Origin of the sequence: Paenibacillus sp. GSMTC-2017, assembly GCF_016019935.1 — a bacterium.
Taxonomy (GTDB): Bacteria; Bacillota; Bacilli; order Paenibacillales; family Paenibacillaceae; genus Pristimantibacillus.
On sequence record NZ_JAECMT010000001.1, the window covers coordinates 673,523 to 699,132 of the forward strand.

The 25,610-nt window shown below is 39.1% G+C and carries 29 protein-coding genes; 10 read left to right on the forward strand and 19 right to left on the reverse strand.

Annotation, left to right across the window (positions count from 1 at the left end):
- Window positions 1-12: 12 nt before the first annotated feature.
- Entirely contained in the window at window positions 13-135 is a 123-nt protein-coding gene (locus tag I6N90_RS25020; RefSeq protein WP_269669419.1) for a hypothetical protein, read from the reverse strand.
- Between the two features lie 63 nt (window positions 136-198).
- Between I6N90_RS25020 and I6N90_RS03160 the strand changes: the two genes are divergently transcribed.
- Window positions 199-1,776, forward strand: coding sequence for an FAD-dependent oxidoreductase (locus tag I6N90_RS03160; protein ID WP_197934043.1), 1,578 nt, complete (start codon window positions 199-201; stop codon window positions 1,774-1,776).
- A gap of 102 nt (window positions 1,777-1,878) precedes the next feature.
- Here the strand turns inward: I6N90_RS03160 and I6N90_RS03165 are convergent, their stop codons facing one another.
- The 3 genes from I6N90_RS03165 to I6N90_RS03175 form a co-directional block, all read right to left on the reverse strand.
- Window positions 1,879-2,346: an NUDIX hydrolase gene (locus I6N90_RS03165; protein ID WP_197934044.1), complete on the reverse strand. Its 468-nt coding sequence runs from the start codon at window positions 2,344-2,346 to the stop codon at window positions 1,879-1,881.
- Window positions 2,347-2,549: 203 nt separating this feature from the next.
- Window positions 2,550-5,579, reverse strand: a complete 3,030-nt coding sequence (locus I6N90_RS03170) for an efflux RND transporter permease subunit (protein WP_197934045.1) — start codon at window positions 5,577-5,579, stop codon at window positions 2,550-2,552.
- Between the two features lie 176 nt (window positions 5,580-5,755).
- Window positions 5,756-7,801 (reverse strand): serine hydrolase, encoded by a 2,046-nt coding sequence (locus I6N90_RS03175; RefSeq protein ID WP_197934046.1) that lies wholly within the window; start codon window positions 7,799-7,801, stop codon window positions 5,756-5,758.
- Between the two features lie 173 nt (window positions 7,802-7,974).
- Between I6N90_RS03175 and I6N90_RS03180 the strand changes: the two genes are divergently transcribed.
- Window positions 7,975-8,691: a response regulator transcription factor gene (locus I6N90_RS03180; protein WP_197934047.1), complete on the forward strand. Its 717-nt coding sequence runs from the start codon at window positions 7,975-7,977 to the stop codon at window positions 8,689-8,691.
- Window positions 8,681-10,084: a sensor histidine kinase gene (locus I6N90_RS03185; RefSeq protein WP_197934048.1), complete on the forward strand. Its 1,404-nt coding sequence runs from the start codon at window positions 8,681-8,683 to the stop codon at window positions 10,082-10,084. The genes I6N90_RS03180 and I6N90_RS03185 overlap by 11 nt, the downstream gene beginning before the upstream one ends.
- 225 nt (window positions 10,085-10,309) lie before the next feature.
- Here the strand turns inward: I6N90_RS03185 and I6N90_RS03190 are convergent, their stop codons facing one another.
- Window positions 10,310-11,503: an MFS transporter gene (locus tag I6N90_RS03190; RefSeq protein ID WP_197934049.1), complete on the reverse strand. Its 1,194-nt coding sequence runs from the start codon at window positions 11,501-11,503 to the stop codon at window positions 10,310-10,312.
- Between the two features lie 183 nt (window positions 11,504-11,686).
- Between I6N90_RS03190 and I6N90_RS03195 the strand changes: the two genes are divergently transcribed.
- Together I6N90_RS03195 and I6N90_RS03200 are read left to right on the forward strand one after the other, a co-directional pair.
- Complete coding sequence (locus I6N90_RS03195) at window positions 11,687-13,156, forward strand: aminotransferase class I/II-fold pyridoxal phosphate-dependent enzyme (protein WP_197934050.1); 1,470 nt, start codon at window positions 11,687-11,689, stop codon at window positions 13,154-13,156.
- A gap of 64 nt (window positions 13,157-13,220) precedes the next feature.
- Complete coding sequence (locus I6N90_RS03200; protein WP_197934051.1) at window positions 13,221-13,637, forward strand: DUF1885 family protein; 417 nt, start codon at window positions 13,221-13,223, stop codon at window positions 13,635-13,637.
- A gap of 90 nt (window positions 13,638-13,727) precedes the next feature.
- Here I6N90_RS03200 and I6N90_RS03205 read toward each other — a convergent pair whose 3' ends face one another.
- From I6N90_RS03205 to I6N90_RS03215, 3 genes are all read right to left on the reverse strand, one after another.
- On the reverse strand, window positions 13,728-14,042 hold the full coding sequence (locus tag I6N90_RS03205; RefSeq protein WP_197934052.1) for a DUF1292 domain-containing protein: 315 nt from the start codon (window positions 14,040-14,042) through the stop codon (window positions 13,728-13,730).
- A 100-nt stretch (window positions 14,043-14,142) separates the two neighbouring features.
- Window positions 14,143-14,721: a stalk domain-containing protein gene (locus tag I6N90_RS03210; RefSeq protein WP_197934053.1), complete on the reverse strand. Its 579-nt coding sequence runs from the start codon at window positions 14,719-14,721 to the stop codon at window positions 14,143-14,145.
- Window positions 14,722-14,883: 162 nt separating this feature from the next.
- Window positions 14,884-15,087 carry a hypothetical protein gene (locus I6N90_RS03215; RefSeq protein ID WP_197934054.1) on the reverse strand — a complete coding sequence of 68 codons (204 nt, stop codon included), beginning with the start codon at window positions 15,085-15,087 and terminating at the stop codon, window positions 14,884-14,886.
- A gap of 141 nt (window positions 15,088-15,228) precedes the next feature.
- Between I6N90_RS03215 and I6N90_RS03220 the strand changes: the two genes are divergently transcribed.
- Window positions 15,229-15,954 carry an MBL fold metallo-hydrolase gene (locus tag I6N90_RS03220; RefSeq protein WP_197934055.1) on the forward strand — a complete coding sequence of 242 codons (726 nt, stop codon included), beginning with the start codon at window positions 15,229-15,231 and terminating at the stop codon, window positions 15,952-15,954.
- A gap of 92 nt (window positions 15,955-16,046) precedes the next feature.
- Here the strand turns inward: I6N90_RS03220 and I6N90_RS03225 are convergent, their stop codons facing one another.
- The 6 genes from I6N90_RS03225 to I6N90_RS03250 all read right to left on the reverse strand — a co-directional run bounded on the left by I6N90_RS03225 (window position 16,047) and on the right by I6N90_RS03250 (window position 19,813).
- Entirely contained in the window at window positions 16,047-16,304 is a 258-nt protein-coding gene (locus tag I6N90_RS03225; RefSeq protein WP_197934056.1) for a DUF3892 domain-containing protein, read from the reverse strand.
- A gap of 65 nt (window positions 16,305-16,369) precedes the next feature.
- Window positions 16,370-16,519 (reverse strand): hypothetical protein, encoded by a 150-nt coding sequence (locus tag I6N90_RS03230; RefSeq protein ID WP_197934057.1) that lies wholly within the window; start codon window positions 16,517-16,519, stop codon window positions 16,370-16,372.
- A gap of 128 nt (window positions 16,520-16,647) precedes the next feature.
- On the reverse strand, window positions 16,648-16,839 hold the full coding sequence (locus I6N90_RS03235; protein WP_197934058.1) for a hypothetical protein: 192 nt from the start codon (window positions 16,837-16,839) through the stop codon (window positions 16,648-16,650).
- A 101-nt stretch (window positions 16,840-16,940) separates the two neighbouring features.
- Entirely contained in the window at window positions 16,941-18,386 is a 1,446-nt protein-coding gene (locus I6N90_RS03240) for a nicotinate phosphoribosyltransferase (RefSeq protein WP_197934059.1), read from the reverse strand.
- Window positions 18,387-18,417: 31 nt separating this feature from the next.
- On the reverse strand, window positions 18,418-18,975 hold the full coding sequence (locus I6N90_RS03245; protein ID WP_197934060.1) for a cysteine hydrolase family protein: 558 nt from the start codon (window positions 18,973-18,975) through the stop codon (window positions 18,418-18,420).
- A gap of 67 nt (window positions 18,976-19,042) precedes the next feature.
- The gene (locus I6N90_RS03250; protein WP_197934061.1) at window positions 19,043-19,813 is read right to left on the reverse strand and encodes an NUDIX domain-containing protein; all 771 of its coding nucleotides are present in this window, start codon (window positions 19,811-19,813) and stop codon (window positions 19,043-19,045) included.
- Between the two features lie 164 nt (window positions 19,814-19,977).
- Between I6N90_RS03250 and pgsA the strand changes: the two genes are divergently transcribed.
- On the forward strand, window positions 19,978-20,565 hold the full coding sequence (gene pgsA, locus I6N90_RS03255; protein WP_197934062.1) for a CDP-diacylglycerol--glycerol-3-phosphate 3-phosphatidyltransferase: 588 nt from the start codon (window positions 19,978-19,980) through the stop codon (window positions 20,563-20,565).
- A 55-nt stretch (window positions 20,566-20,620) separates the two neighbouring features.
- Here the strand turns inward: pgsA and I6N90_RS03260 are convergent, their stop codons facing one another.
- On the reverse strand, window positions 20,621-21,064 hold the full coding sequence (locus I6N90_RS03260) for a GNAT family N-acetyltransferase (RefSeq protein WP_197934063.1): 444 nt from the start codon (window positions 21,062-21,064) through the stop codon (window positions 20,621-20,623).
- Window positions 21,065-21,171: 107 nt separating this feature from the next.
- Here I6N90_RS03260 and I6N90_RS03265 point away from each other — a divergent pair, with 107 nt between their 5' ends.
- Window positions 21,172-21,399: a hypothetical protein gene (locus I6N90_RS03265; RefSeq protein WP_197934064.1), complete on the forward strand. Its 228-nt coding sequence runs from the start codon at window positions 21,172-21,174 to the stop codon at window positions 21,397-21,399.
- Between the two features lie 21 nt (window positions 21,400-21,420).
- A complete protein-coding gene (locus I6N90_RS03270; RefSeq protein ID WP_197934065.1) occupies window positions 21,421-22,509 on the forward strand; it encodes a GerAB/ArcD/ProY family transporter in 1,089 nt (362 codons plus the stop codon).
- Between the two features lies 1 nt (window position 22,510).
- Here the strand turns inward: I6N90_RS03270 and I6N90_RS03275 are convergent, their stop codons facing one another.
- Together I6N90_RS03275 and I6N90_RS03280 are read right to left on the reverse strand one after the other, a co-directional pair.
- Window positions 22,511-22,801, reverse strand: coding sequence for an antibiotic biosynthesis monooxygenase family protein (locus I6N90_RS03275; RefSeq protein ID WP_197934066.1), 291 nt, complete (start codon window positions 22,799-22,801; stop codon window positions 22,511-22,513).
- Between the two features lie 28 nt (window positions 22,802-22,829).
- A complete protein-coding gene (locus tag I6N90_RS03280; protein ID WP_197934067.1) occupies window positions 22,830-23,642 on the reverse strand; it encodes a metallophosphoesterase in 813 nt (270 codons plus the stop codon).
- A gap of 203 nt (window positions 23,643-23,845) precedes the next feature.
- Between I6N90_RS03280 and I6N90_RS25375 the strand changes: the two genes are divergently transcribed.
- Window positions 23,846-23,971, forward strand: coding sequence for an NUDIX domain-containing protein (locus I6N90_RS25375; protein WP_442950938.1), 126 nt, complete (start codon window positions 23,846-23,848; stop codon window positions 23,969-23,971).
- 300 nt (window positions 23,972-24,271) lie between these two features.
- Here I6N90_RS25375 and I6N90_RS03290 read toward each other — a convergent pair whose 3' ends face one another.
- A complete protein-coding gene (locus I6N90_RS03290) occupies window positions 24,272-24,790 on the reverse strand; it encodes a DUF3841 domain-containing protein (RefSeq protein ID WP_197934068.1) in 519 nt (172 codons plus the stop codon).
- Window positions 24,791-24,829: 39 nt separating this feature from the next.
- Entirely contained in the window at window positions 24,830-25,600 is a 771-nt protein-coding gene (locus tag I6N90_RS03295; RefSeq protein ID WP_197934069.1) for a hypothetical protein, read from the reverse strand.
- Between the last annotated feature and the right edge of the window lie 10 nt (window positions 25,601-25,610).

The following is a 25,610-nucleotide window of genomic DNA, read 5'->3' on the forward strand; positions in this document are numbered from 1 at the left end:
TGTTTTCCCCCATTAAAGAGTCTTTCCTTCGACACGACTAATGCTGTTTGTTTCTTCACCTTCGTTCAAGGTAAGAACGCTATCTTCCAATCCATCTATCTGTTTCATTAACTCTATTACGCCTTTTAGCAACACAAAGTTTATCCTCTTCTCAATTGGAAATAATGATCCTATAAAACAATTGATGGAGGATTTATAGTGACCACTAACAATCATTACAATGGAAAATTACTCTTTAATGCCGAATCTTATTGGACAAACTCAATTCATTTACCCGAATACCCCAGTTTAAAGGAAGACTTGCAAGTCGATGTTGTTATTGTGGGAGGTGGAATTACAGGTATTACAGCTGCATATCTATTGGTGAATGAAGGTTTAAAGGTTGCTATTATAGAAGCAGACAAATTGCTACATGGAACAACAGGTCATACCTCAGCTAAAATCACAGCCCAGCACGATTTAATTTATGATGAGTTCATCCAAAATGCAGGAAAAAACACGGCAAGATTATATTATGAAGCAAACATCGCTGCTTTAACATTTATTCAAGAAATGATTAATAAACATCATATTGATTGTGATTTCACTCATCAAGATGCCTATGTGTATGCCACTACAGAGGAATATGCACTCAAACTAGATAAAGAAGCAGCAGCCTATAAAGAGCTTCGCATTGAAGGCCACCTAGTAAATAAGCTTCCTATTGATTTAGAAATATATAAAGCTCTAGTTATGAAAAATCAGGCACAATTCCATCCACTCAAATATTTAGCTCATCTTACACAAATAATTACGGAAAAAGGTGGATACATCTTTGAAAATACAACAGCGGTAAATATTGAGACGGGCGAACAACCTGTAGTTCTTACTAATGGAGGAGCCCGTGTAACTGGAAACTATGTTCTTTCCTGTTCTCACTTCCCTTTTTATGAAGGCGCGGGACTTTACTCCACAAGGATGCATGCAGAACGTTCCTATATTATTGCTGCAAAAACAAAAAAAGAATATCCAGGTGGCATATACATTAGTGCAGATGAACCAAAGAGATCTCTTCGTTATGCAACAATTAATGGGGAACAAATGATTCTTATCTCTGGAGAAAGTCATAAAACTGGACAAGGTGGAGAGACATTAAAACATTATGAGCCTTTAGAAGTATTCGGACAACAATTATTTGAGCTAGAAAATATTTCATATCGATGGTCCGCCCAAGATTTAATTACATTAGACAAAATTCCTTACGTCGGTCAAATTACCTCTGGTCAAAAGAATGTATTAATAGCAACTGGATACAGGAAATGGGGTATGACAAACGGAACTGCGGCTGCACTTTTATTACGAGACATAGTATGTGATAAAAAGAACAAATATCAAGAATTATATACCCCTTCCCGCTTCCATATGAATCCAAGTCTGAAGAACTTCTTAGTTGAAAATGCTAATGTTGTTGGTCACTTAATTAAAGGTAAGTTTGAGATGCCTCAGAAATCTATTCATGATTTATCCAACGATGAAGGAGCCGTTATAACTATTAATAGCCATAGAAAAGGAGCTTATAGAGATATAGAAGGAACGCTTCATATCGTAGATACAACTTGTACTCACATCGGTTGTGAAGTTGCTTGGAACAATGGAGAACGTTCTTGGGATTGTCCTTGCCATGGTTCTCGATTTTCATTTACAGGAGAAGTACTTGAGGGGCCTGCTGAAAAACCGTTACAAAAATACGATTATAAAATGATAGATAATCTTACTTCCGAAGACTCTGGTTATTAAATGAAATTATATAAGCAAAGTAAGCCAAACCAATGTCCCATTGATTTGGCTTCTTTTGCCCGAAGCAGGATTTTTTGGGGCTTTATTAATTGAAAATTTGCCTCACCTAAAACATCCCCTTCGCTCAGCTAACCAATCTTGAGCAGCGTCTTGGTGTTGTTTGACAAACAAAGGAGGTAAGTTAGTGACAGGGAAAAACGCAAGCTCTAACGTTTCATCTCCGTCCGTTTTAAGTTCTCCTTCGATCGCTTTGCATTGAAAAAAGAAAGTAATGGTCTGCGCTTTATCTCCATTCGGATATTCATCAAAATACTTCGTGTATACGCCTATGAGATGGTCAACTTTTACATGTAAGCCAGTTTCCTCAAACACTTCACGTACAGCTGTTTCTTCTGCCGATTCTCCTAACTCCATCGCCCCTCCTGGGAAACCCCAAGCATTTCTATCACCTCTTTTTTGCAATAATAGTTCATTGTTTTCATTCACAATAATGGCGCCTGAAAAGTTTAAAAATAACAAGTCGTGCCCGACTTTTTCGCGAATTGAACGAATGTAGTTAGTATTAGACATCGTTTTACACCCCTTGTCTATCAATAACCAATTAATTCAACTAATAGACTAAATAAACCTTCTACACGATGGAGACTAAACTGACATGTAGAAACTCATATATCGTTTCCTATGATTAAAAAGGAGAAAAGGACGCTCTCCAAAAATAGATTACTCTATTTGATGAAGAAGCACCCTTGGTTAGTTGCATATGTTTCTTTAGATTACTTCGACGATGCAGCTGCTGCTTCGGCAGCACCTTCAAACTTAATTGCTCTTCTTTGCTTTGCTGATTTGCGGAAAAATAATAGCTCATATGCACAAGGTACAATGACTAGTGTAAGCACTGTAGCAGCAGCAAGTCCGCCAATAACGACTATCGCCAAACTTTGGGACACAATACTGCCGGATTCGTGATTGCCGAATACAAGTGGCAACATCGCACAAATCGTCGCAAGTGCTGTCATAATAATTGGTCGCATTCTTGTTGTTGCTGCTTCAATGAGTGCTTCTCGAATCGACATTGTTTGTTCGTTATGTTTCACTCGATCGATTAATACGATAGCATTAGTGACGACGATTCCAATGAGCATGAGTGCGCCAAACATCGCCGTGAAGTCAGGTGTAACACCTGATATAAGTAGACCTGTTACTGCACCAATTGCTGCCAGTGGCAACGAGATCATAATCGCAAGTGGAGCACGTAGCGTCTTAAATGTTAATACCATGATGAGGTAAACGATACCGATTGAAATTAATGCCGTTACACCAATATCGGCAAAGTCACTCATTTGGTCCGCTGATGCACCGCCTACAGATACTTCTACACCCGCAGGCAGTTCCAGTTCGTTAGCAACTTTCGTTATATCCGCTCCAACAACTGAAAGCTGCTTCGGATCTGCACTTGCCGTTACACGAACATAAGGTTTACCATCCAAGTGATAGAACACGCTAGGTTGTTCCGAACGAACGAGCTCAGCAACTTGGGAGATCGATACTGCTCCTGCTGCTGTCATAATTGTGAGATTATCCAAATCTGCTTTTGATTGAGGATTAACGATTGGTTGCAAAACAACTGGCGTATCTCCTTCTTCTAACGACAACGTACCAAGTGGCATCGGATGTAGGATACTTTGTAACTGCATCGCTACCTCCTCACCTTTTGCTGCCTCTGGTTTAATATGATACGTATAGACAGGCTTAAGTGCTTCTTGATTGCTCTCCACCTTCTCTACACCTTTAATAGGCGCGATAGCTTCCGTTAATTTCTTAGCCGTTTCAGCAAGTAATTGTAAGTTATCACCAGTTACATCGATGTACACGGTAGGTTTACCGCTACCCATGATTAAATCAGTAGCGTTTGCTTGAAGATCAGCTTCTGGGAAGTTTGACTTCTTAGCTGCTAGACGTTCCAAAAACTTCTCGGCATCAACATATTCTTTAAGATCGATAAGATAAGTGACTAAAGTAGGCGACGAAACGTTACCGAATTGCGCATCATCAGCACTATTACCAGATGTCATCATTACCCACTCGACTGATTCATCTTCGATGATCATACCTTCTAGTCGTATTCCACCTTCCAAAACTTTGTCAGTCGGTGTATCACTCGGGTATTGCAGTGTTACGTTAACGTTCTCTGCACCAGAGGAGTCAATAGCCCCCTTCGGCATATTCACGTAAGCTCCTACTGAAACAACCAACAATACGATCGCTATAGTAATAGGAAGCCACTTGCGGCTTAAATTCCATCTTAAGAAAGCAGCAAATTTCGGTGAACCACGATGTTCCTTCTCTTTTGTACCGCGTAGCAATATTGCACTTAGAAGAGGGACAACTGTTAATGCAACGAGCAAGGAAGCAAGTAATGAGTAAGTAACTGTAAGCGCAAATGGAAGCAAGAACGCTTGCAATGAACCTTTTAATAGACCCATAGGCAAGAAGACAGCAACCGTTACGATTGTTGAAGAAGTAATAGCCGCTGCCACTTCTTTAGTCGCACTAGTAATAAGACCAATGGAGAAGGGTTCTTTCTGTAGTCTTCTATAAATATTTTCGATGACAACAATACTATCATCTACTAATCGACCTACCGCAACCGCCACACCACCTAGCGTAATGATGTTAAGAGAAACACCCGATAGTTGCAGTAAATATAATGTAATCCCAAGGGATAGAGGAATCGATACGATCGTGACGATCGTTGCTTTAATGTTGCGCATAAACAATAAAATAATAATCGTAGCAAATAAAGCGCCGAGAAGGACTTCTCTAAGCATACTATTAACGGAGTGTACAACAGACTCTGAGCTGCTTAGGAGAATGGCTGCTTCAATGCCAATCATCTCTTTATTCAATCTTGTAATCGTTTTTTCTACTTCTTCCCCTACCGATACAGCATTAGCATCCGAAGTTTTTGAGATTGTAAATACGACAGCAGCTTTTCCATTTTTACGGTTCACATTTTCTGCTTCATTGCTTAACTCTACACTAGCAACGTCGCTAAGTACTTTACCAGATGCAACCGGAAGTGATTTGAGTGTATCTATGTTTGTTATTTCATCAATTATCGTTACGTTAGCAGATTGACCATCTACACTTCTTTCCCCTAGTGAAGTCGAAATACCTCTGCCTTGTAGAACCGTCATTAATGATTGAACAGGTATTCCAGCTTGCGACAGCTTCTCACTATCCGGCTTTATGTACACAACCGCATGCGACTTTCCGGATATACTTATTTGTCCCGATCCTTCTATTTTCTGCAGCTCATTTTTAAACTCTACTATTTTCTTCTCCCGCTCCTGATCACTAATGCTTTCATCAAAAGAAAGCGTAACCCAGCTGATCGGAATCATCGACGTATTGAGCTGCAAAACGAATGGCTTCATTACGTTCGCAGGTAGCTGTACCGAAGCAACAGCACGTTCTACCTCAGCTTTCGCTTCTTTCATATCTATTTTGGAATCGAAATTAATGCTAATTTGAGAGTAACCATCCCCCGAAGTTGAAGACATGGACTTTTTACCTTTTATAAACATAACAGCTTGCTCTAATGGATTCGTAACCTTCTGCTCCATTGAACTTGCATTACTGCCTTGCCCAATTGCAGTGATCATTACTTGCGGGTTATCTGCTGCCGGCAAAAATTCCATCGGCAATCTGAAGTAGCTCATTAATCCCATCACTAATGCCATTACTACTAACAGCCAAACGGCTGCTTTATTCCGGAAAGACCATTCCGTTAATTTACTCATACTAAGTCCCTGCTCCTTCTCCTAATTGGATATCTTTTTTAAGTCTACCTAATCATAATAGCTGGAAAAGTATTGTAAAAACGTCTGGAGTCGGTGTTTGTTATACAGCATTAGTCTCATAACGACACCGACTAAGGTCTAGGTGTAACAAAATGGTAGCAACCATTCTAATTAGTCTAATAGCTCCATCTTGATGCATAATAAATAAGCGCAGCAGCTTCTTGTCGCGTTAGTACTTGCTTTGATTTGTAATCAACCGTGCCGTCTGCGGAAAGAGTTACTTCAGGACCGTAATACTTCATAGCTGAAATAAATTTCACCCCGCTTACGGCCCAATCAGCCGTATCCCCTGTAACGCTTCCTTCAATTGGTGTTGCCCCCATTGCAAGCATTACATTCGTCATAATAACTGCAGCCTCTTGTCTAGTTATTGGTCTATCCGGCTCAAAGGTTCCATCTGGCATTCCACTAATAAAACGATATTCTAAAGCACTCTGAATCAATCCAGCATGTGGCAGGTGACTAATATCCGTGAACGTTAAAGGACTTTTGGATGGAGTCATCCCAATCCACGTTGCAACTTGATTTACAAATTCAGCTCTAGTCACCGTTTTCTCTGGATCGAACATTCCTTCAAAATCGCCTTTAACGATCCCAAGTTGATGTAACTCATTGATATACGCTGCATATGGATGTTGTTTATCAACATCTTTAAATGGTATAGCCTCATTCAGCTTTTCTACCCAAGCTACCGGATTGGCGCCAGAGAACAAATACGCAATCGTCCCGCCAGCATCCTCTTTAAAAGCTACTTTCCCACCATCCTCATCTACAAACAATAACGGATCTAACGGTTTAACTATCTTTTTGCCCGTCAAGTTTTCTACTGCCAGCTTTCCATCTGATGTTGCACGAATGCGAGTTATTACGTAACTAACTCTTGAATCACGATATATCCCTTCAAACCGTTTTAATTGTTGCTGCGATAATGTAAATGTGTTTTCTTGTTCATTTTCCCTCTTCTTCGGATAATAGTGATCCATAAAAGCTTGGAACAGCTTTCCTCTCAAATCACCTGACTTATTGTAGACGACAAACACACCTGTATTATGTTCAGGCAATAACCACATGAGAGAAGAAAAACCGCCGGGAGCCGCGCCTCCTTTCTCTATCACATGTTGCCCGTTATAAAGTTGTTGGTAACCAAATTCAAACCCGTATGCCATATTAGGCACTTTTGGATGGATCGCTAAGTGCACTTTACCCATTTCTTGAACGGAATGATTGGTCAATATTCGCTGTCCATTCCACTCACCTTCGTTTAAGTAAGCAAGCATAAACTTCGCCATATCACTGCCAGTTGTAACCATACCACCTTGTGGCATCTCGTTAGGCAAAAAGTTATAGTTCGGAGTAGCCTTGTTCTGGTCATCATAACCAACTGCTAGATGTGGTGTCAGATCAGTTGACATAAGAAAATAGCTATTTTTCATGCCTAACGGTTTGAAAATGTTATCTCTCATATACTGATCAAATGAGGTGCCCGAAACTTGCTGAACGACATACCCTTGCTGCAAGGAAGCAATATTATCGTATTTGAATGCTTCCCCAGGTTTATTTACAACCGTAGGCATCCATTCCTCAACATAATCTTTAAGTTCAACTTTTTTCGTTAAATCGTATGTAATGGCATTTAATTGGGGCGGGTCAACGATATCGTAACCAGTCGTATGCGTCAGTAGATGTTTCATTGTGAGGGGTGTTCCCGTTTCATTTTTTATTTGAATATCGCCAAAATACTGTTGCACATCACTTTCTAAATCAATTTTACCCTGCTCAACTAGTTGCATGACCGCCGCTGCTGTAAATACCTTTGCTACCGAAGCGATTCGAAATAATGTTTTTTCTGGATCTACAGCAATTTTCTTCTCAACATTTGCAAATCCGTAGCCCTTCTGAAGCATCACTTTCCCATCTTTCACAATGACGACTGTCGCCCCTGGAATCTCAAGTGCTTTTACATCCTCTCGTGCAAAAAAGTTGTCCACGAATGTTTGTACTTCTTGAGCGTTTACTGGGCCTTGCAACTGATTTTGAGTTATTGCGGACTGGTACAACTGGGGCATCGCTTGTACGGATGATGCAGTTGCCGGTACTGTTGCTGTCATGAATACCCCTGCAATTAACACTGGAATGATCACTTTATTGCTTACCACTTTCATAAAAGTCCCCCCACGTACTTTCATTTTTTTATAACCACAATCTGAGTTTATCGTTCAAAACTGTCTTATAACTTTCACTATTCTTACTTTAATCTTACATTCATTACCAACAGAGAGGAGTTTGTCGAATGATATTGAATTAATGAAGAGGACATGAGAGGAGAACGTCATATATGACTAAAACAATACTTATTGCTGATGACGAACCAGAAATTATAAATGTATTAACACTATTTCTTGAGGCTGAAGGATTTAAAGTTGCAGCTGCATGTAATGGTAAAGAGGCTCTCACTTTTGTTCAAAAGGGAGGCATTGATATGGCAATTGTAGATATTATGATGCCGAGTATGGACGGTTTCCAATTAATAAAGCTAATTCGAGCACAACATAAATTCCCTATTATTATTTTATCTGCCAAAAACCAAGAAACAGACAAAATTGTCGGTCTTGGCATTGGTGCAGACGATTTTATATGTAAACCGTTTAGTGCGATGGAAGTGCTAGCACGTGTACAAGCACATCTACGAAGAACTTATGAATTTAACGAAGCAACGTCTCTTTCAGATATTTCACAAATTCGTGTTGGCAATATGACTCTCGATCACCATTCGTGCATGTTATATAAACGGGAACAACCAATATCTCTAAGTTCGATTGAATATAAGTTGTTAGATCTGTTTATGAAATTTCCTGGACGTGTGTATACGAAAAAACAAATTTTCGAACATGCATGGTCTGAGCACTATTTTGCCGATGACAATACGATTATGGTCCAGATTAGCAGGCTGAGAGATAAAATTGAGGATCATCCCAAAAATCCAATGTATATCAAAACGATTAGGGGTCTTGGTTATCGCTTCGCTAAAAAGGATGAACTCGATGAAAAATAGAAACAAACTATCTCGTTCTCTCGTTAAGAACTATATTTTCTTTTCTATAACCGTTGGCGTACTCGTCATAGCATTTTCACTCCTTTTTAACTTTCGATTAATCTACATGCTGGGTACAGATTCATTGTCAGAAATACAAGCAAGCGATATTGTTAGGCCAAATATTGTGGATATTCCTACTGCAAACATTGAATTGCTCGAAGGTTGGGTAGAAATTCTCGATGAAGACTTGCAGATTATTGATGTTAAAGGTAATAAAGTAGATTCACCCACCGTCACTTACACCGAAAGGCAATTAAATCAATTATTTTACGATCAAGATGACAACCCTTATCACATATCTCTTGCCCCATTTGTAACGAATGAGGGTCAAACCCTTTATTGTCTTATCAAAATTCCAAAAGAAAATTTGCGCCACAGCTTTGCGATAACGAGCAAGGCTAAAGAGACTACTCATATTTTTTGGGGTGTACTTATCGAAACTGTTATTACATTTTCCTTGCTCTTTATTGTTAGTGTGTATATATACAGCCGCTGGACCGCATCCAGAATTACTAACCCGCTTCATCAAATCGTCGAAGGTATTAAACATGTCGCTAGTGGTCACTATTCGAAAAGGATAGATTTCAAAGGGAGTTATGAACTCAAACAAATTCAAGAGCATTTTAACGTGATGGCGGATAAGCTCGAGAAAACGGAGCGGGAAAAGCGAGAGTTAGCGGAAAGTAAGCAGAGGATGTTAGTTGATATTTCACATGATTTGAAAACGCCTATTACGACGATACAAGGATATGTTGAAGCACTTCAAAGAGGACTTATTCAAGATGAAGAAAAAAAACAAAACACACTTAACCTCATTCATAATAAAGCAAGATTAGTTACTTCATTGATTGAAGACGTATTTGACTTATCAAAGCTCGAAAGCCCCGACTATCCTTTTACTACTGAGGTGCAGGACATTACTGAATTTATGCGTGAGCTTTCAGCGCACTTCTATATGTCATTCGAGGACAAGCAATTTAACTTTCACTATGAGATCCCTGCATCTGAACTATTGGTTTCGTTTAATAACAAGTTGTTATTCCGTTCCCTATCCAACCTCTTATCTAACGCTTTAAACCATAATCAATCTGGGACAGAAGTTCAATTAAAGCTAATGGAAGGTGCAGATCATGTATACATTCATATTGCGGACGACGGAATCGGAATTTCAGAGGATAATAGGATTAAAGTGTTTGAAGCATTCTACCGTGGAGATCAATCACGCAAAAGTGATGGAGGGACAGGACTTGGACTCACCATATCCAAAACGATCATCGACTTGCATAAGGGGCTAATTCATCTAGATTCTAGTCAGAGAAATACGTTGTTTCGAATTACTTTACCGAAGTAGTCAAAAAAGGTTGATACAGGTTAAATAAGCTGACACTCACAGCTCCATGACTCGTTCTTTTTCATACTGCAAGAGTAGTTTTTACTCTTGCAGCTACATAAGTCGTTCTTTTTCATACGGCATAGTAGTTTTACTCTTGCCGCTCAGTAACAGCCTAGCCGATATAATATGCATCGATTTAGAATTTGACTCTTAAGCATCACTTTCACCCTAAGCACTTAGCTATCATTTTCCAGTAGACACAGTTTGCTCACTTTGTTCAATTCGATCAAGCTGACGGAATCGAACAACAAACACAATAGCTGCTATACAAAGAATGCCTCCTAATAAGTAAGGCAGTCCCATCTCCACTGTAAAGAGCAGTGATCCGAGTAATGGACCAGCAATACGACCAAGGCTATCCATCGATGAGCTTAGTCCTGATGCGACGCCATGTCCTACTTTTGTCTTCTGAGTAATCAATGATGTGACACACGGTCTAATTAACGCATTGCCGATTCCGAATACGGCAAGTGAAACGGTCGCCCATAGTAACGAATGTGCGAATAAGAGAAGGAAAAACCCTAACGCTGAAATAATCAAACCTATAATAATGTATTTCGGTTCATCGCCTTTATTAATTTTTCGGCGGACAAATCCTCCCTGCACAAGTGCCCCTACAAATCCACATACAAAAAACAATATTCCAACTTGCAACGGAGTTACATTAAAGCGACTCATTCCAAAAAACTGAAGAGTAGCCTCCATTCCTGCAAGCGTAAACGTTACAAAAAAGGCAAGTACGTATAGATGTTTTAAAGGCCCATTAAACGCGGTCCATCTCGATACCCTTTTTTCTGATTTATGCTTACGCTCGGACTGAGGAATTGATTCCTTAAGTTTCCATGCAGCAAGGAAAAACGTAATTAGAGCAAGCGCCGATGCAACATAAAAAGGGGTTTCAAATGAAATTGTGCTAAGAAATCCTCCAAATCCTGGTCCAATCGTAAAACCAAGACCGATGGACATACCAACTAGCCCCATACCTTTTGTTCGATTTTCTGCTGTAGTAATATCAGCGACATAAGCAACAATAACTGAAGTTACTGCACCTGAAAACAATCCGCCTAATATGCGTGAAATATACATAAGTGTCAAATTGCCTGAAGATAGTCCAAAGAGCAGAAAGCTTGCTGCAAAGCCAATCAAGCCAACTAAAATAATTGGTCTGCGGCCAATTCTGTCTGACCATGTTCCCCAAATTGGGGATAAGATAAAGGAAACTGCAGAATAAATAGCAAGCATCATTCCCGTATGTAATTCTGCCTTATTTGGATCTACATCCAAAATAATTTCCGGCATAACTGGGATAATAATGCCGAATCCTATAAATGTAATGACGAGTATAGACATTACGATAACTAACCGATTATCTCTCATGCTGAATCCCTCCACAAACTATCGTACCATATCTAGAAAGATGCTATGTATGAACAATTAAAGAACAAATGAACCTATATTCAATTGTTCTGTTGTTGATTACTCAATACTACTTGCAATCCCCCTTGATTTTGCTATACTCAAGTTTGTTTATACATCAGATGAAAGGCAGGGATGAAAGCGATGGACCATACGAAAACCCCGCTCTTCACTGCGCTTCGCAAACATGCGGAGCAAGATCCCGTTCAGTTTCATATACCGGGACACAAAAAAGGGGTAGGCAGTGATTCAGAGTTTCGCGAATTTATCGGTGACAATGCGTTGTCCATCGATCTCATCAATATAGCTCCACTCGATGATTTGCATCAGCCAACAGGAGTAATTGAAGAATCTCAAAAGCTTGCTGCAGACGCTTTCGGGTCGGACTATACGTATTTTTCAGTACAAGGAACTAGCGGAGCAATCATTACAATGATTTTATCCGTATGTTCGCCAGGTGACAAAATTATTGTCCCACGGAACGTTCATAAATCGATAATGGCTGCTATCATCTTCGCAGGTGCGAGGCCAGTATTTATTTCTCCTGCACGAGATAACAATCTTGGTATTGACCATGGCATAACAACACGTTCTGTTCGTCGTGCTCTTGAGAAACACCCTGACGCAAAAGCTGTACTCGTTATTAACCCTACTTACTTCGGCATCTGTGCGAATTTAAAGGAGATCGTCGATCTCGTTCATAGCTACGACATTCCTGTACTCGTTGATGAAGCACATGGCGTATTAATTCATTTCCATGACAAACTACCGATGTCTGCTATGGAAGCAGGTGCAGACATGGCTGCAACTAGCGTGCACAAGCTAGGCGGTTCCATGACGCAGAGCTCTGTACTGAACATTCGCAAAGGTCGTGTAAATCCGCACCGTGTCCAAACCGTTATTAGTATGTTAACAACGACGTCTACATCATATATCTTGCTTGCTTCACTTGATACGTCCAGACGTAATCTAGCTTTGAATGGTTATAGCATCGCTGAACGTGCCATTTCATTAGCACAAGACGCTCGCACCCAAATTAATGAAATTGCTGGACTGTATTGCTTTGGTGAAGAAATTCTTGGTGACGAGGCTACTTACGATTACGACCCAACTAAACTATCCATCCATGTTCGCCACCTTGGGATGACGGGTTATGAGACGGAAAATTGGTTGCGCGAGCATTATAATCTGGAAATTGAAATGAGCGATATGTATAACATTCTTTGCCTAGTTACGCCTGGAGATACATCAGACTCTATATCAAAACTAATTGAAGCACTTAAAGGATTGTCTGAAGCATTCCATGAAGGTGCCGAATCTAGAGAGGTTGTCGTGAAGATCCCTGATATTCCTCAGCTATCTTTGACACCTCGCGACGCTTTCTACGCACAGACAGAGGTTATACCATTCAAGGAATCTGCTGGACGAATCATTGCAGAATTTATTTATGTTTATCCACCCGGAATTCCGATACTACTTCCAGGTGAGGTCATCACGCAGAAAAATATTGATTACATCGTGGATCACGTCGAAGTTGGGCTTCCTGTTAAAGGTCCTGAGGATCGCAGCATTCAATTTGTTAAAGTAATTGTAGAAGAAACGGCTATTTCTTAGTCCATTTCGTACTTCTTGTAAAGCTTTCCAGCCCATGCTATGATTGGGCTAGAGGTGATTGGCCATGAGTCAGAGTGCTTATATTAAGCTCGTGCAAGGCTCGACAGACCAAGAGATAACGCTTCAAGACGTTCAGAACCGTCTACTGCATTACCAAGAACAAACTTCTAAGACAGGCACACAGCTAGGCTGGGACTACGCTGGATCCGCATTCCCTTATACGATAGAATCAAAAGGGGACGATCGGTGGTTTTATCTGAAGGGTGTTAATGGAAGTTATAAGCATATTATCCTTGGAACTGGAGAAACAACCTCCGTCAGTGGCCAAGAAGTTCGGTGCATCCAAGTCGTGTTGCCAGATGAATCAACACATGGCGACAAGGCTAAAGCAAATGAGCTATGCAAATTTATAGCGAAGTCGTTACAAGCCGAACTTACGATGTTTAATGGAAGAACAGTCTACTACAACCCTCGGAAATAATCGATAATGAGAATAACGAAAAAAGGGGCTCACATGAAGGTCAATGACCATCGTGAGCCCCTTTATTATGCCGATCCCTTAAGCGAACTATTATTCTTGTTCGCCGTCAGTGCGTGCAATTTCTTCATAAATTTTTGCTACACGTTCCCACTCAGCATCATCTTCGATACCTACTAGGAAAGATTCGCCGTTCTCTTCTTCAAAGCGGAAAATAACGCCATCCTGTTCAGGATCTAGACGATCCAACAATACTGCGTACGCGCTATCTTGAGATTCGAAAGTATAGACCATAACCATTTCACGTTCTTCGCCTTCATCGTTTGCTACCATAAAGACATGCTCTTCGTGCTCATGATCATGCCCGCAACCGCAATCTTCTCCATGTTGATGCTTATGCTCGCTCATGATTGTTACCCCATTTCAATGAATTAATCATACGTCCCTATCCTACCATGCCGGACTGTTACCGTCAAACAAAATGCCCCTCTAACTGAGGGGCATTTGCTTATGGATTTTTGGATGTAACAATTTTCTCGGAAACGACTGACCATTCCTCTGAACCAGCAGGCTTTATACTAAATCTCACTGTATATTGACCTACAGAGTCAAACTTAAAATCAAACTCTCCTGTTCTGAACCAAAACATATTACTTTTCACTTCATCTGCTTTAAGAGTTTTCGTTTCTATTAATTTTTCCTTCCCAGATGGGTCGGTAATCGTTACTTTGACAGCCGATATTTCCTTCTTCAAGTTATCAACTTGTGAGAACACTTGAATCTTACCTTGAAAACCTTTGTCTACAATTCCAAATGGAGTATTGCCATTGTATAGAAACATATGAACATTCGGTTTAAATACTGTAGCCCGTTTATTCGTATTATCCCATTCAATAATCGCTTGCATACTGCTTGCTAATTGTTTGAGCGGCAAATATGTTTTGCCGTCAATCGTTACTCCACCATCATCTGACTCGATCCCGTTTATGATTAAGCGCACCTTCTGCACTGTACCACTCGCATAAACTACTGAGCCACTAAATAGGGACAATAGCAACAGCCCTATCGCTATTTTCCTGAATTTCATTGTTGCCACAACCTCCATCCGCTTATGTTGGATGTAAGTTTATACTCTACCTCTAAAAAAAAGTTGCGATAAGATTGAAAAGAATTTTAAAACGCTATCAGAAAACCACTCATTTGTCAAATGTTGTTGAATTATGCGTTTGACTGGGAAATGATTACCTACTTATACATATGTTTTTGTAAGGATACAAGGGATACCGTTTCCTACCGAACCCTTCTCCTGCATATGGGCTAAATAACGCAAACCTCTTGCGCATGGTGTTTTACATACCGCACAAGTATCAGAAAGTACTAGCTTATATGACACTTGTTTTCGATCACTAGCAGGCTGTTTTTTCTTTATAACTTTGCCTTTAGCTTTACTCATAACAACCATCTCCTTCATTCATCCTCTTGCTCACATATTGTATGAAAGGAGTGATGCAGGTGTTATGAAAGTAGTAATATTTGCGAAAATTTGTTAGAGTGAAGCAAATGTAACGTCTTTGATTAGGGGGATGAAACTAAAATGAAAATAACGATGGTTGGTACGGGTAGTGCTTTCGCCAAACGATTTGATAATAACAATGCTTTAATCGAGGTGGATGGTTACCGTCTATTAGTGGATTGTGGGATTACTTTGCCCAAAGCATTACATGAAATGGATATTTCCTTCCATGATCTAAATGCCGTGCTCATTAGTCATATTCATGGTGATCATGTAGGCGGATTAGAAGAACTTGCCTTTCAAATGATGTTCAAATACAAACAGAAACCTGTCCTTTATTTAGCTCAAACATTAATCGAACCTTTATGGGAAAATACACTTCGTGGTGGACTTACGCAAGAGAGTCTGAATAGGTTGGATGACTTTTTTGTTGTTAAACCGTTAGAAATAGGCAGATCTTACCAACTTGCTCCTGGCTTGAATGTAGAACTCATTAAAACGGAACATATTATAGATAAGGATAGTTTCTCTTTTCTATTTAATGAGAGGTTCTTCTATTCTGCGGATATGCGCTTTGACCATCTGCTGCTCCAAACTCTTGTTGATAAAGGTGTAGAAACCATTTATCACGATTGTCAGTTAGAAACTCCTGCCGTCGTTCACGCAGGATTGGACGAGCTGTTAACATTACCTAAGTCGATTCAAGAAAAGCTATGGCTTATGCACTATGGCGATGGAATAGATAATTACCGTGGAAAAACTGGTGCAATGCGTATCGTCGAGCAACGGAAGAGTTATTTCGTATAATTTCAGTTTACATCCTTAATCAAAAACCGCCTCTATGTCCCGTTTATGGTACAAGAGGCGGCAAAAGTATCATCGAATAAGATGATTTAACATTAGAATAGAGGTAATTGATCTAAGTTATTTGTTGGATCGCCATCGGCATCTCCACGAATATAAGTATCTCCATCTCTGCCTTTAAATGCGTTCACTCCAGCAATCTTTCCAGCTTGCACTTCTTCAAGTGCAGTCGCATAATCCAGTTCGCGGCCTGATGATGTTTTGAAAGCGGTCAAGTCTCCGTCTCCGTTTTTCTGCACCGCTACGACATACTCTCTTTCTTGACTGCTTTGTTGTTCATTCGACTGGTCCATATTTCTTCCTCCTATAATGTAACCGGATAGCAATCAGAAATTAGGATGCCAATAGCGACAATAATTTATTCTCTTACCTTTTTTAGCCATATAAATTTCTCATCGTAATCCCAAGTATCAGTCCGAACGAAATGAGTTAACAGGCTAATTACTACACCTATAATGGTAAACATGCCGATAGACCAGATGAATAACCATGCGTAATGTGCCGACATTCACAATCGCCTCCTCCACTCTTTCCATAAACCTATGCAAAATAAGAGGTGATTAGTATATGTGTAGTAAATGCCACAACTTTATGGACAATTAATCGAAAAAAATGATAAAAGCCGCAGATAAGACCTTATTTGGCCTTTCTCTGCGGCTTGCGAACTTCTTTGCGACTAGCTACTTTTACTTCCGGCTCCTTCTCATTCTCATTCTTTGCAGCGAGAACAGCCAGCAAAGCAATAATATCACCTATAACTACGACAACCGCCGCAATGATAGCCAGATCATCCGCAGATAAACCATCTTTATCTCCTGAATCGAACATCGCTAATCATCCCACCCATTGATTCGTTACATTAGTCTATTCAACTAGGCGTAGATGGTATGGGCTAGAGCCATTAGATGAGATTTTTATATAGGCATGTCTTAATTGTGATGTTTCTCAATCAAGCTCTTTTTAAGATCCCAAACTTTAGCACTCATATCAACTGGATATTTTTCTGGATTTAGCTTACGTAAATATTCTGGCCAAAATTGTTGCAACTGCTCTTCGTGGAAATTACGAATTTGCTGTAGATTTGGTAGCTTATATTCCAATTCTCCACTTTGGAAAACCGTGTGTAATAGAGGAATCGCTTCATAGTTCGTAACTTGTTTGGACAAATAAGGATGAAGCGGATCAAATAATTTAAGCGGTTTGCCGTCGTGCATGTCACTCTCATCCGATAAAGCAATATAGTCAGCCTCTGCTTTGCCCGTCTCTTTGTTAATGATACGAAACACATTTTTGACACCAGGAGTCGTTATCTTCTCTGGATTTCCAGAAATTTTTATGACAGGTCTGTATCCACCTTCACCGTCTTCTTTGGCAACAAGTTTATATACACCACCGAGTGAAGGGTTATCAGCTGCCGTTATTAATTGTGTGCCAACTCCCCAGCTATCGATTTGTGCTCCTTGAGCCTTTAAGTTAAAAATAATATTTTCGTCTAAATCATTGGAAGCTACAATCTTAACGTAGGGTAGTCCTGCGGCATCAAGCATCTTTCGAGCTTGTTTCGAAAGATATGCTAAGTCACCACTATCTAATCGAATACCTTGCATTTTCTTACCACGGCTTTCTAAAGCTTTTCCAGTACGAATAGCATTCGGTAGACCGCTCTTTAGTGTGTCATAAGTATCTACTAATAAAGTCACACCGTCAGGCAACGAATCCGCATATCGGTCGAAGGCTTGCTGCTCTGATTCATGAAATTGAACCCAAGCGTGTGCATGTGTTCCTTTGGTTGGGATACCAAACAACATCCCTGCTCGAAGATTCGATGTGGCATCGAATCCAGCAATATATGCAGCTCTTGCACCCCATATTGCCGCATCTGCTTCTTGTGCACGCCGCGTCCCAAATTCAAGTAAGTTTTCTGCAGGAGCAACTGCCTTAATCCGTGCTGCTTTAGTTGCGATCAATGTTTGGTAATTTACGAAGTTAAGAACTGCCGTTTCAATGAGTTGAGCCTCAAATATTCTAGCTTCGATCTGTATGAGAGGCTCACCCCCGAATACAATTGTACCTTCCGGAACGGCTTTTAGTTGTCCAGTAAATCGAAACTTTCGAAGTTCTTCCAAAAACTCTGGATCATAATTTTCCTCTTGCTCAGCAAGATAAGTTAGTTCTGCTTCACCGAATTGTAGGCTTTGAATGTAATGAACGACTCTCTCCAAACCAGCAAATACAGCAAAACCATTTCCGAAAGGCAATTTACGAAAATAAACATCGAATACTGCCTTTTGATTATGTGTCCCTTGTTTCCAATGTGCATACATCATATTAATTTGATATTTGTCAGTATGCAGCGTTAAATTTCCATAAGTCATATGTTTCACTCCTATTGTCATCGTAAGAATATTAGTTTTCTAATGGTTTACCGTCAATAAGCACCTCTGCCCCTAAAGTATGGCGGAAATGTCCCAGCGACCAATCATGTCCAGCTTCGTTAAAGCTAGCTACTGCATCTGCATGGATCGTTATCGAAAAACCTTTGTTGTACCCATCAACCGCAGTATGCAATACACAAATATCTGTACAAACGCCTATAAGATGAATTTCTGTAATGCCTCTTGCTTTCAATCGAAGCTCCAGATCAGTTCCACAAAAAGCACTATAACGTGTTTTGTCCATCCAATATATTCGATCCTTGTTAGCATCGTAAAGATCGTTTAACTTGCCATATAATGCCCTTCCTTCTGTTCCTCGAATATTGTGTGGAGGAAACAGCTTAGTTTCCGGATGATAGAGATCTCCTTCATCATGAAGATCAACTGCCATAATGACATCATCACCCCCATTTACGAACGACTCAGTTAAATTAACAATTCGATCTTCGATCGCTATTGCCGGTTCCCCACATGGAAGCTTTCCAGTTACAAAATCAACAGTATAATCAATCACAATTAACGCACGCATATCGTTAACCTCCTTGAATGTCTATATTATAAATTACGAATAATTACATATGGTTTCTTCTGATTACCTATCCATAAATTGAGAGTTGAGGCACATAATCAGTGAAACGATATAATTGTGCCGCCCTTTGTGAATAACGATTGGATACGACCTTTGTACCATAGCTATCAACTACTTCCTCAATAATCCCTCGTCTACTTTGAGTGGACGTAATCTTACGAATGAAGTTTTTCTCTTGGAAATGGGGTACAACCGTTTGAATAACGTGATAAAGTTCGCTCATCGTAAATGTCTCTGGCAGAAACTCTTTTGCGATCGTTGTTGTTAACATCTTCTCCTGAACTTTTGACCATGCATCCATCAGCACTTCCTTGTGGTCGAATGCTAGCTCCATTTGCAATGCTTCTTTGATTGGAACTAAACGTACGTCTGCTGCATCGTCATTAGCTGCCCGGCCTGCTAACAAACTTTCATTCACCAAGGCAAAAAATGCGTGAGAGATCATCCATCCACGAGGATCTCTTCCAGGTTTGCTGTACACGTTGAAATATTCCATGTGGACGTTCGATACACCCGTTTCTTCCTCGAGCTCTCGTCTTGCACAGTCATACATACTTTCTAATTCGTCACAAAATCCGCCCGGCAATGCCCAGCACCCTTCAAACGGCCATTTCTTACGTTGAATTAGAAGCACTTGTAACTCCCTTTCGGGTAATGCTTTTTTCGCAAGCTTTTTCTCCGTTGTTGTGATGGTAAAGATAACGATGTCACTTGGCGCTCCATCAGGTGTACGATAGCTCTTAGATGTATAGTTAGATTCATTTTCGATCATTTCCATGAGGAGTATTTCGCTCCATTCCATATTGTCATTTTGATAATTTCATTATGACATTATTTTAGTAAATGTCAATTCCCTTTTTTAGAAACTAAGAAACTAACGACTATAACCTATAATATGGTATCCTTGTATACATTGGACATTTGCAAATAGGAGGATTATATATGAATCTCGCAAACAAAATTACAATTGCAAGAATTTTATTAATACCTGTTTTCATTTTATTCTTCCCCATTTATCCAGAATGGCTCGTACAACAATCCGGCGTCTTACAACATCTCGATCATTATGGACTTCTTTATGCAGCAGCATTTTTCCTGTTAGTAGCAGCTACCGATAAGTTAGATGGCCATATCGCGAGAAAGTATAATCAAATAACAAATTTAGGTAAGCTCCTCGACCCGCTAGCAGATAAGCTACTTATATCGGCCGCATTGATTTTAATGGTCGGAAGCGACATTATTTATTCGTGGATTGCACTCATCATTATCGGTAGAGAAATCATTATTACTGCTATCAGAGTCATCGCCGCTTCCAAAGGAATAGCACTTCAAGCCGATGGCTTTGGCAAAATAAAGATGGTATTTCAAGTCGCTGCTATTGCCGCTTTATTAATGAATCACGGTCCTTTTCCGTTGCTAAAAACACTGCAAATAGATCAGCTATTAATTTACATTGCATTAGTGCTCACAGTTTATTCCGGTTACAATTACATTCGCAAAAACTACTCTATGTTGAAGTTACATATGTAATCGTAGTAAAACAACGCAAAAAATCCTCACAACAATAGTTGTGGGGATTTTTTGATTACAGCTTCACTTTCATATTTATAACATACGGCTGCAAACCAGCTTTTAACCAAAACTGATGCCCTGAATGGTTAGCTGCAAGTACATCGACACTAAGAATATCAATTGATGCAAATCGTTGTTCTTTAAGTAGCTCAACTCCTCGTATGCCATACCCTTTGCATCGAAATCTGTCTACGATAAAATATTGTCTTATGTACACATCTTTACAATGTGAATTTGTATCATTATCACTGAAACGATATAGTGCATATCCAACAATAGCATCCTCTAACAAAATAATGTCCGCTAAATAATCGGTAGCTAAAAAAACCTTCATTCTCACTTCTAATTGCTCCACATTCATTGGATTAGAGTTACCTTCGTCATCAATTAATTGTTTATTCATTTTTGCTAATAATGAAATATCCGCTTCAGTAGCTAATTTTAATGTAAGTTTCATCTATTCACATACTCCTCTCGATCGTTAAATGGAAACTTTTTAGTTTAATAAGTTTTGTAAGGGGTGATACTGGACTTAATGTTATCATTCCGGAAAGGAATACCTATATGTGGATTGCTGTAGCAACCATTGCCGTTGCACTTTTTATTATCAAGATCGAAGTTCCATCCCTACGAAGAAAGCAGTTAAAAAAGGAACTATGGGTATTTGCTACCCTTCTATTGTTAGGATCTGGGATATGTATTTTAATGGGTCTACATGCTGATTTCCCAAGCCCTGCTGGTTGGATAATTACGGTGTACAAACCTATTTACGAAACAATTTTCGGGCAATAAAGTAAGGGAGATGGGGAGTCGATGTTAGAGAGAGGGAAAATCGGAGCACGTCAACTTGCCATTCTGGCCTGTTTAGCTACAATTGGGGATTCGATATTGGCTCTACCGTCTATAACAGCTACCGTAGGTAAACAGGATGCTTGGATCTCTGCCATTTTAGGACTCGTAATTGGAATTATAATCGTTTTTTTATTTACGTTTGTTGGCAAACTCTATCCTTCATTAACAGTAATTGAATACAATGAAAAAATATTAGGTAAATGGCTTGGTCTATGTGCATCATTATTGTTTTTATTTTTTATTTTTATTGATGCTTCCGTTTATGTTCGTGAGATTGGTGATTTTATGACAACGATGATTATGCCAGATACGCCAATCCAATACATTCATGTTTTATTTATCTTCATTGTTGTAATGGGAATACGTTTAGGTCTCGAAGTTTTTACGCGCGCTGGGGAACTCTTCTTCCCTTTTTTTGTACTGCTCTTTATGTTATTTATTATTTTTCTTGCACCTCAAGCAAAGTTGGAAAACATTCAACCTATTTTTGAAGAGGGAATTAGGCAAGTTATGCCAGGTTCTCTTGCTTCAGCTGCTTATCCTTTTATGGAGTTAATCGTCTTTTTAATGATTTTCCCTTATGTTAATCGGACAGACCAGATAAGAAAAAGCATGATAATTGGAACGCTCCTTGGGGGAATCGTTATCATCTTGATTGTCATGCTTTCTATTCTAGTATTAGGTGTAAACTTTACCGCAAGTCACCACTATCCTAGCTTCGAATTAGCAAAAAAAATAAGCATCGGAGATTTTTTGGAAAGAGTAGAAGCGATTATGATGATATTGTGGTTCCTTTCCATTTACTTCAAACTTGCTATATACTTCTATAGTTTCAACTTAGGAATAGCGCAGATGCTTCGGCTAAAGGAATATAAATTTTTAACTCTTCCTTTAGGTATCATTCTACTGATAGGCTCACTTACACTAGATCCTAATATCGTATATTTTAACCAATTGGCAAAATATTGGCCTATGTATGATCTAACGTACATCGTTGGATTTCTTGTACTGTTATTGGCCGTATATGCCGTTCGTCACAAAAAAGAGTAACTTATATTATTTTCTCAAAATGTTCAACTGACGGAAACGGATCATAAAAATGATGTAATAACGCTTTCCACTCTAAATATTGTTTTGAACCTCTAAAGCCAATCGTATGATCCTCAAGCGTTTCCCAGTTTACGAGCAAAATATATTTGTTGCGATCTTCGATACAGTTCTGAAGCTCATGATTAATGTAACCCTTCATCATTGAAATGATTGCCGATGCTTGTCTGAAATTACCTTCAAACTCCTCTGTCATTCCGGGTTTTACCTGTAGCATTGCAACTTCTAATATCATTGTAATCCTCTCCTCTGGTTGGTTATCATCATCTATTTCGTTGTGAATGATCGTATCGAAACACTGCTATTTCAGGTGGGCAGAAGAAACGGACTGGAATTTTTACCGTTCCTAGCCCTCTATTGATATAAAAATTTTTGAGTTCATCAAAACGTGTTAACCCTACATGGAAATTTTTATAACTACCGAACGTTCGGCCACATATCCTTATTTGACCACCATGAGTGTGACCAACAAGCAATAAATCATAAGGCAGATGATGCAAGTCCACCAGATTAATGATAGAAGGAGAATGTGCTAACAATATAATATGATCCGCGTTTTGGATTTCTTTTTTACTAATAGTAACTTTTTCATTACCATAAATAGAATTATCGAATCCATAGAACAATATTTGTTTACCTGCGCGCTCGATTAACACACCGCTGTTGTTTAATACAACTATTCCTTGATTACGTAGAGATTGGACAATATGCTCATGTTCTTCTTGCGTATAAAGCCTCTTTTTAAAAAAGTTAGCTCCTTCACGCTCGTAATTACCGGGAACAAATAAGATGTTGCGACAATTGATCTTTTGAAGCTCGATTAATACGCGGTTTAATTGCTGTATATTCGATATTAAATCCCCTGTTATAACAACATAATCAGGGTTAGTACTGTTAACCATGCTACTTAATGATCCATTAATAAATCGTGTTTGACCATGAATATCAGACAACTGAACAATTGTGAATGGCATATTGGACTCATTCTTTAGTACAATTGTCGAATACTTGACGTAATACGTATGGTAAATGAGATAAACGAACATACAAACTACCAGAGCTAAAAATAAGATCATATCACAATGTCCTCCAATATCGGCAACTATAATCGTGAATTTTATTACAATATTTTCAATATGACCAATTCCAGACTAGGTAAATTTATGTTATTCTATCATATAATGAATGAAACTGGGTTTTTTTAGTGAGTAATCTCTTGCTAGTTAGAGTAACAGGATTACTAATTGAAAATGAGCACATTTTATTAGTGAAACAGTAAATATCTCCCGCTCGAAGCTGGTCTCTACCAGGTGGACGAGTAGAACAAGGAGAAACACTGGATGAAGCGATTGTTAGAGAAATTGAGGAGGGTACGGGACTTCTCACGGATGTAATCAAACTATAAAGGACTGAAAAGTTATATTGGTTTACAATTGGCGTAATATGCTCCTTAGTACTTATGATGTTTAGATTTATGCTGTCAGATCATTTCTGATCAAATCTGTTTTGAATATTCGTATTATCTTGTAATACCACTACTTTACCGCGATATGGCTTCAGCAGTTCAAAAACGATTGGTTTATCTTTTTTCTGATAGTTGTAATTCCAACTCAAACCCTTGTGAGACCCAAGATCGTCAATCACTCAGCTTTTCCTTTTGGCATTTTTAGTTATAATGAAATCGTTATACTAACGTATTACCTAGTTATTTTGCAATAAACGTCCTTACTTTCTTAACTGACGAAAGATCAATTTTACCTGTAACCCCTTGAAACTCTGGCTCCAAATCCCACCAGGGCGATTGTCTCAACAACGCAAGTTCAAATACCCGCTCCCAGCTCTCTTCTTTTGAAATAGTCATCTCGTTTCTTTTATATAACTCCCACTCTTCATCGTTTAAAGCTAGGAAACTTTTATTTAGAACGCTATGCCATGCATCAAAATCGGATAACAATACTAGATCATTTGGTATCTCCACTTCAAGACTTACTGCACTTGTGCCTCTTTCAAAATGGTTCCCTCTTCGAAGATCCGGTTTTTCCGTCCATAGCCAAATAGGGTATTCACCGTTATATTCAGGAAGCCTTTTCTTCATTTGTTTCATCATCCAATCGTAACTTTGAAGGAAATACTCCCAAATGAACTCGGCGTTCCCTACTAAATAACCAACCTTTTGAGCATGTTCCCAAGCTTCCGCAGTTTGGTTTGTCCAATATCTTGTCATAAATAATCCTCATATTCTTTCTAGAATATTAACAACCAATTACTCAACAATTTTGAATTCATCACCGATAACGTTTTTAAGACGCGGTAGTACATTTTTTTTGAAATTGTCAGGTGTACTAGTAGAAATGAAAAGTACCATACCGTCATGCTCATCCCCATGATCCTCAGAATATTCCAGGAAGTAGCTGTAGTCTTCAACCGCTGTGTTTGGACTCACAATAACGCAAATAAACCACGATCCGGTTAGTTCAAAAGACTGAATAATTTCTTCTTTCGTGTTAGCTCTATACCACAAAACGTTTTTCAAATAAACGGGACGATCATGAGGGAATAACCATGTCTTATTTGTATATACCAAGCGATTGTTCACAAACGCTTGCGTTACCTCATCACGATCTTCCAGTGTGTATATCGATTGTTTTGTATATACAACAGTACCAATCTTTAATAGCAATTCCTCATTTAACTCATCCAAAGGTACCTCTCTAAAATGAGTGAGTAATTGATCCATTACAGCCTGATTGTCCTTTGGATTACGCTCAGGTGCATAATGATGCAGCAGTACCTCCTTCACTGCCTGACTTATCGATTCATCGGGGTCACTGATTAAATCATTGTGGAAATTGTGTATTGATTCTTCAATCAAATCGCCCTTATACGGATCCAACTCCCTATCCCAGTTCGTATAGTTAAATAAAATATCCGTTCCCTGTTCTTGAAATGCCAATATTAAATCAGCCAAAGTGGCATACGTAATTGGGTTATCTTGTTCCAATCGATAGGGATAAATATTCATTTTTAGTTTCATAATTGTTCCT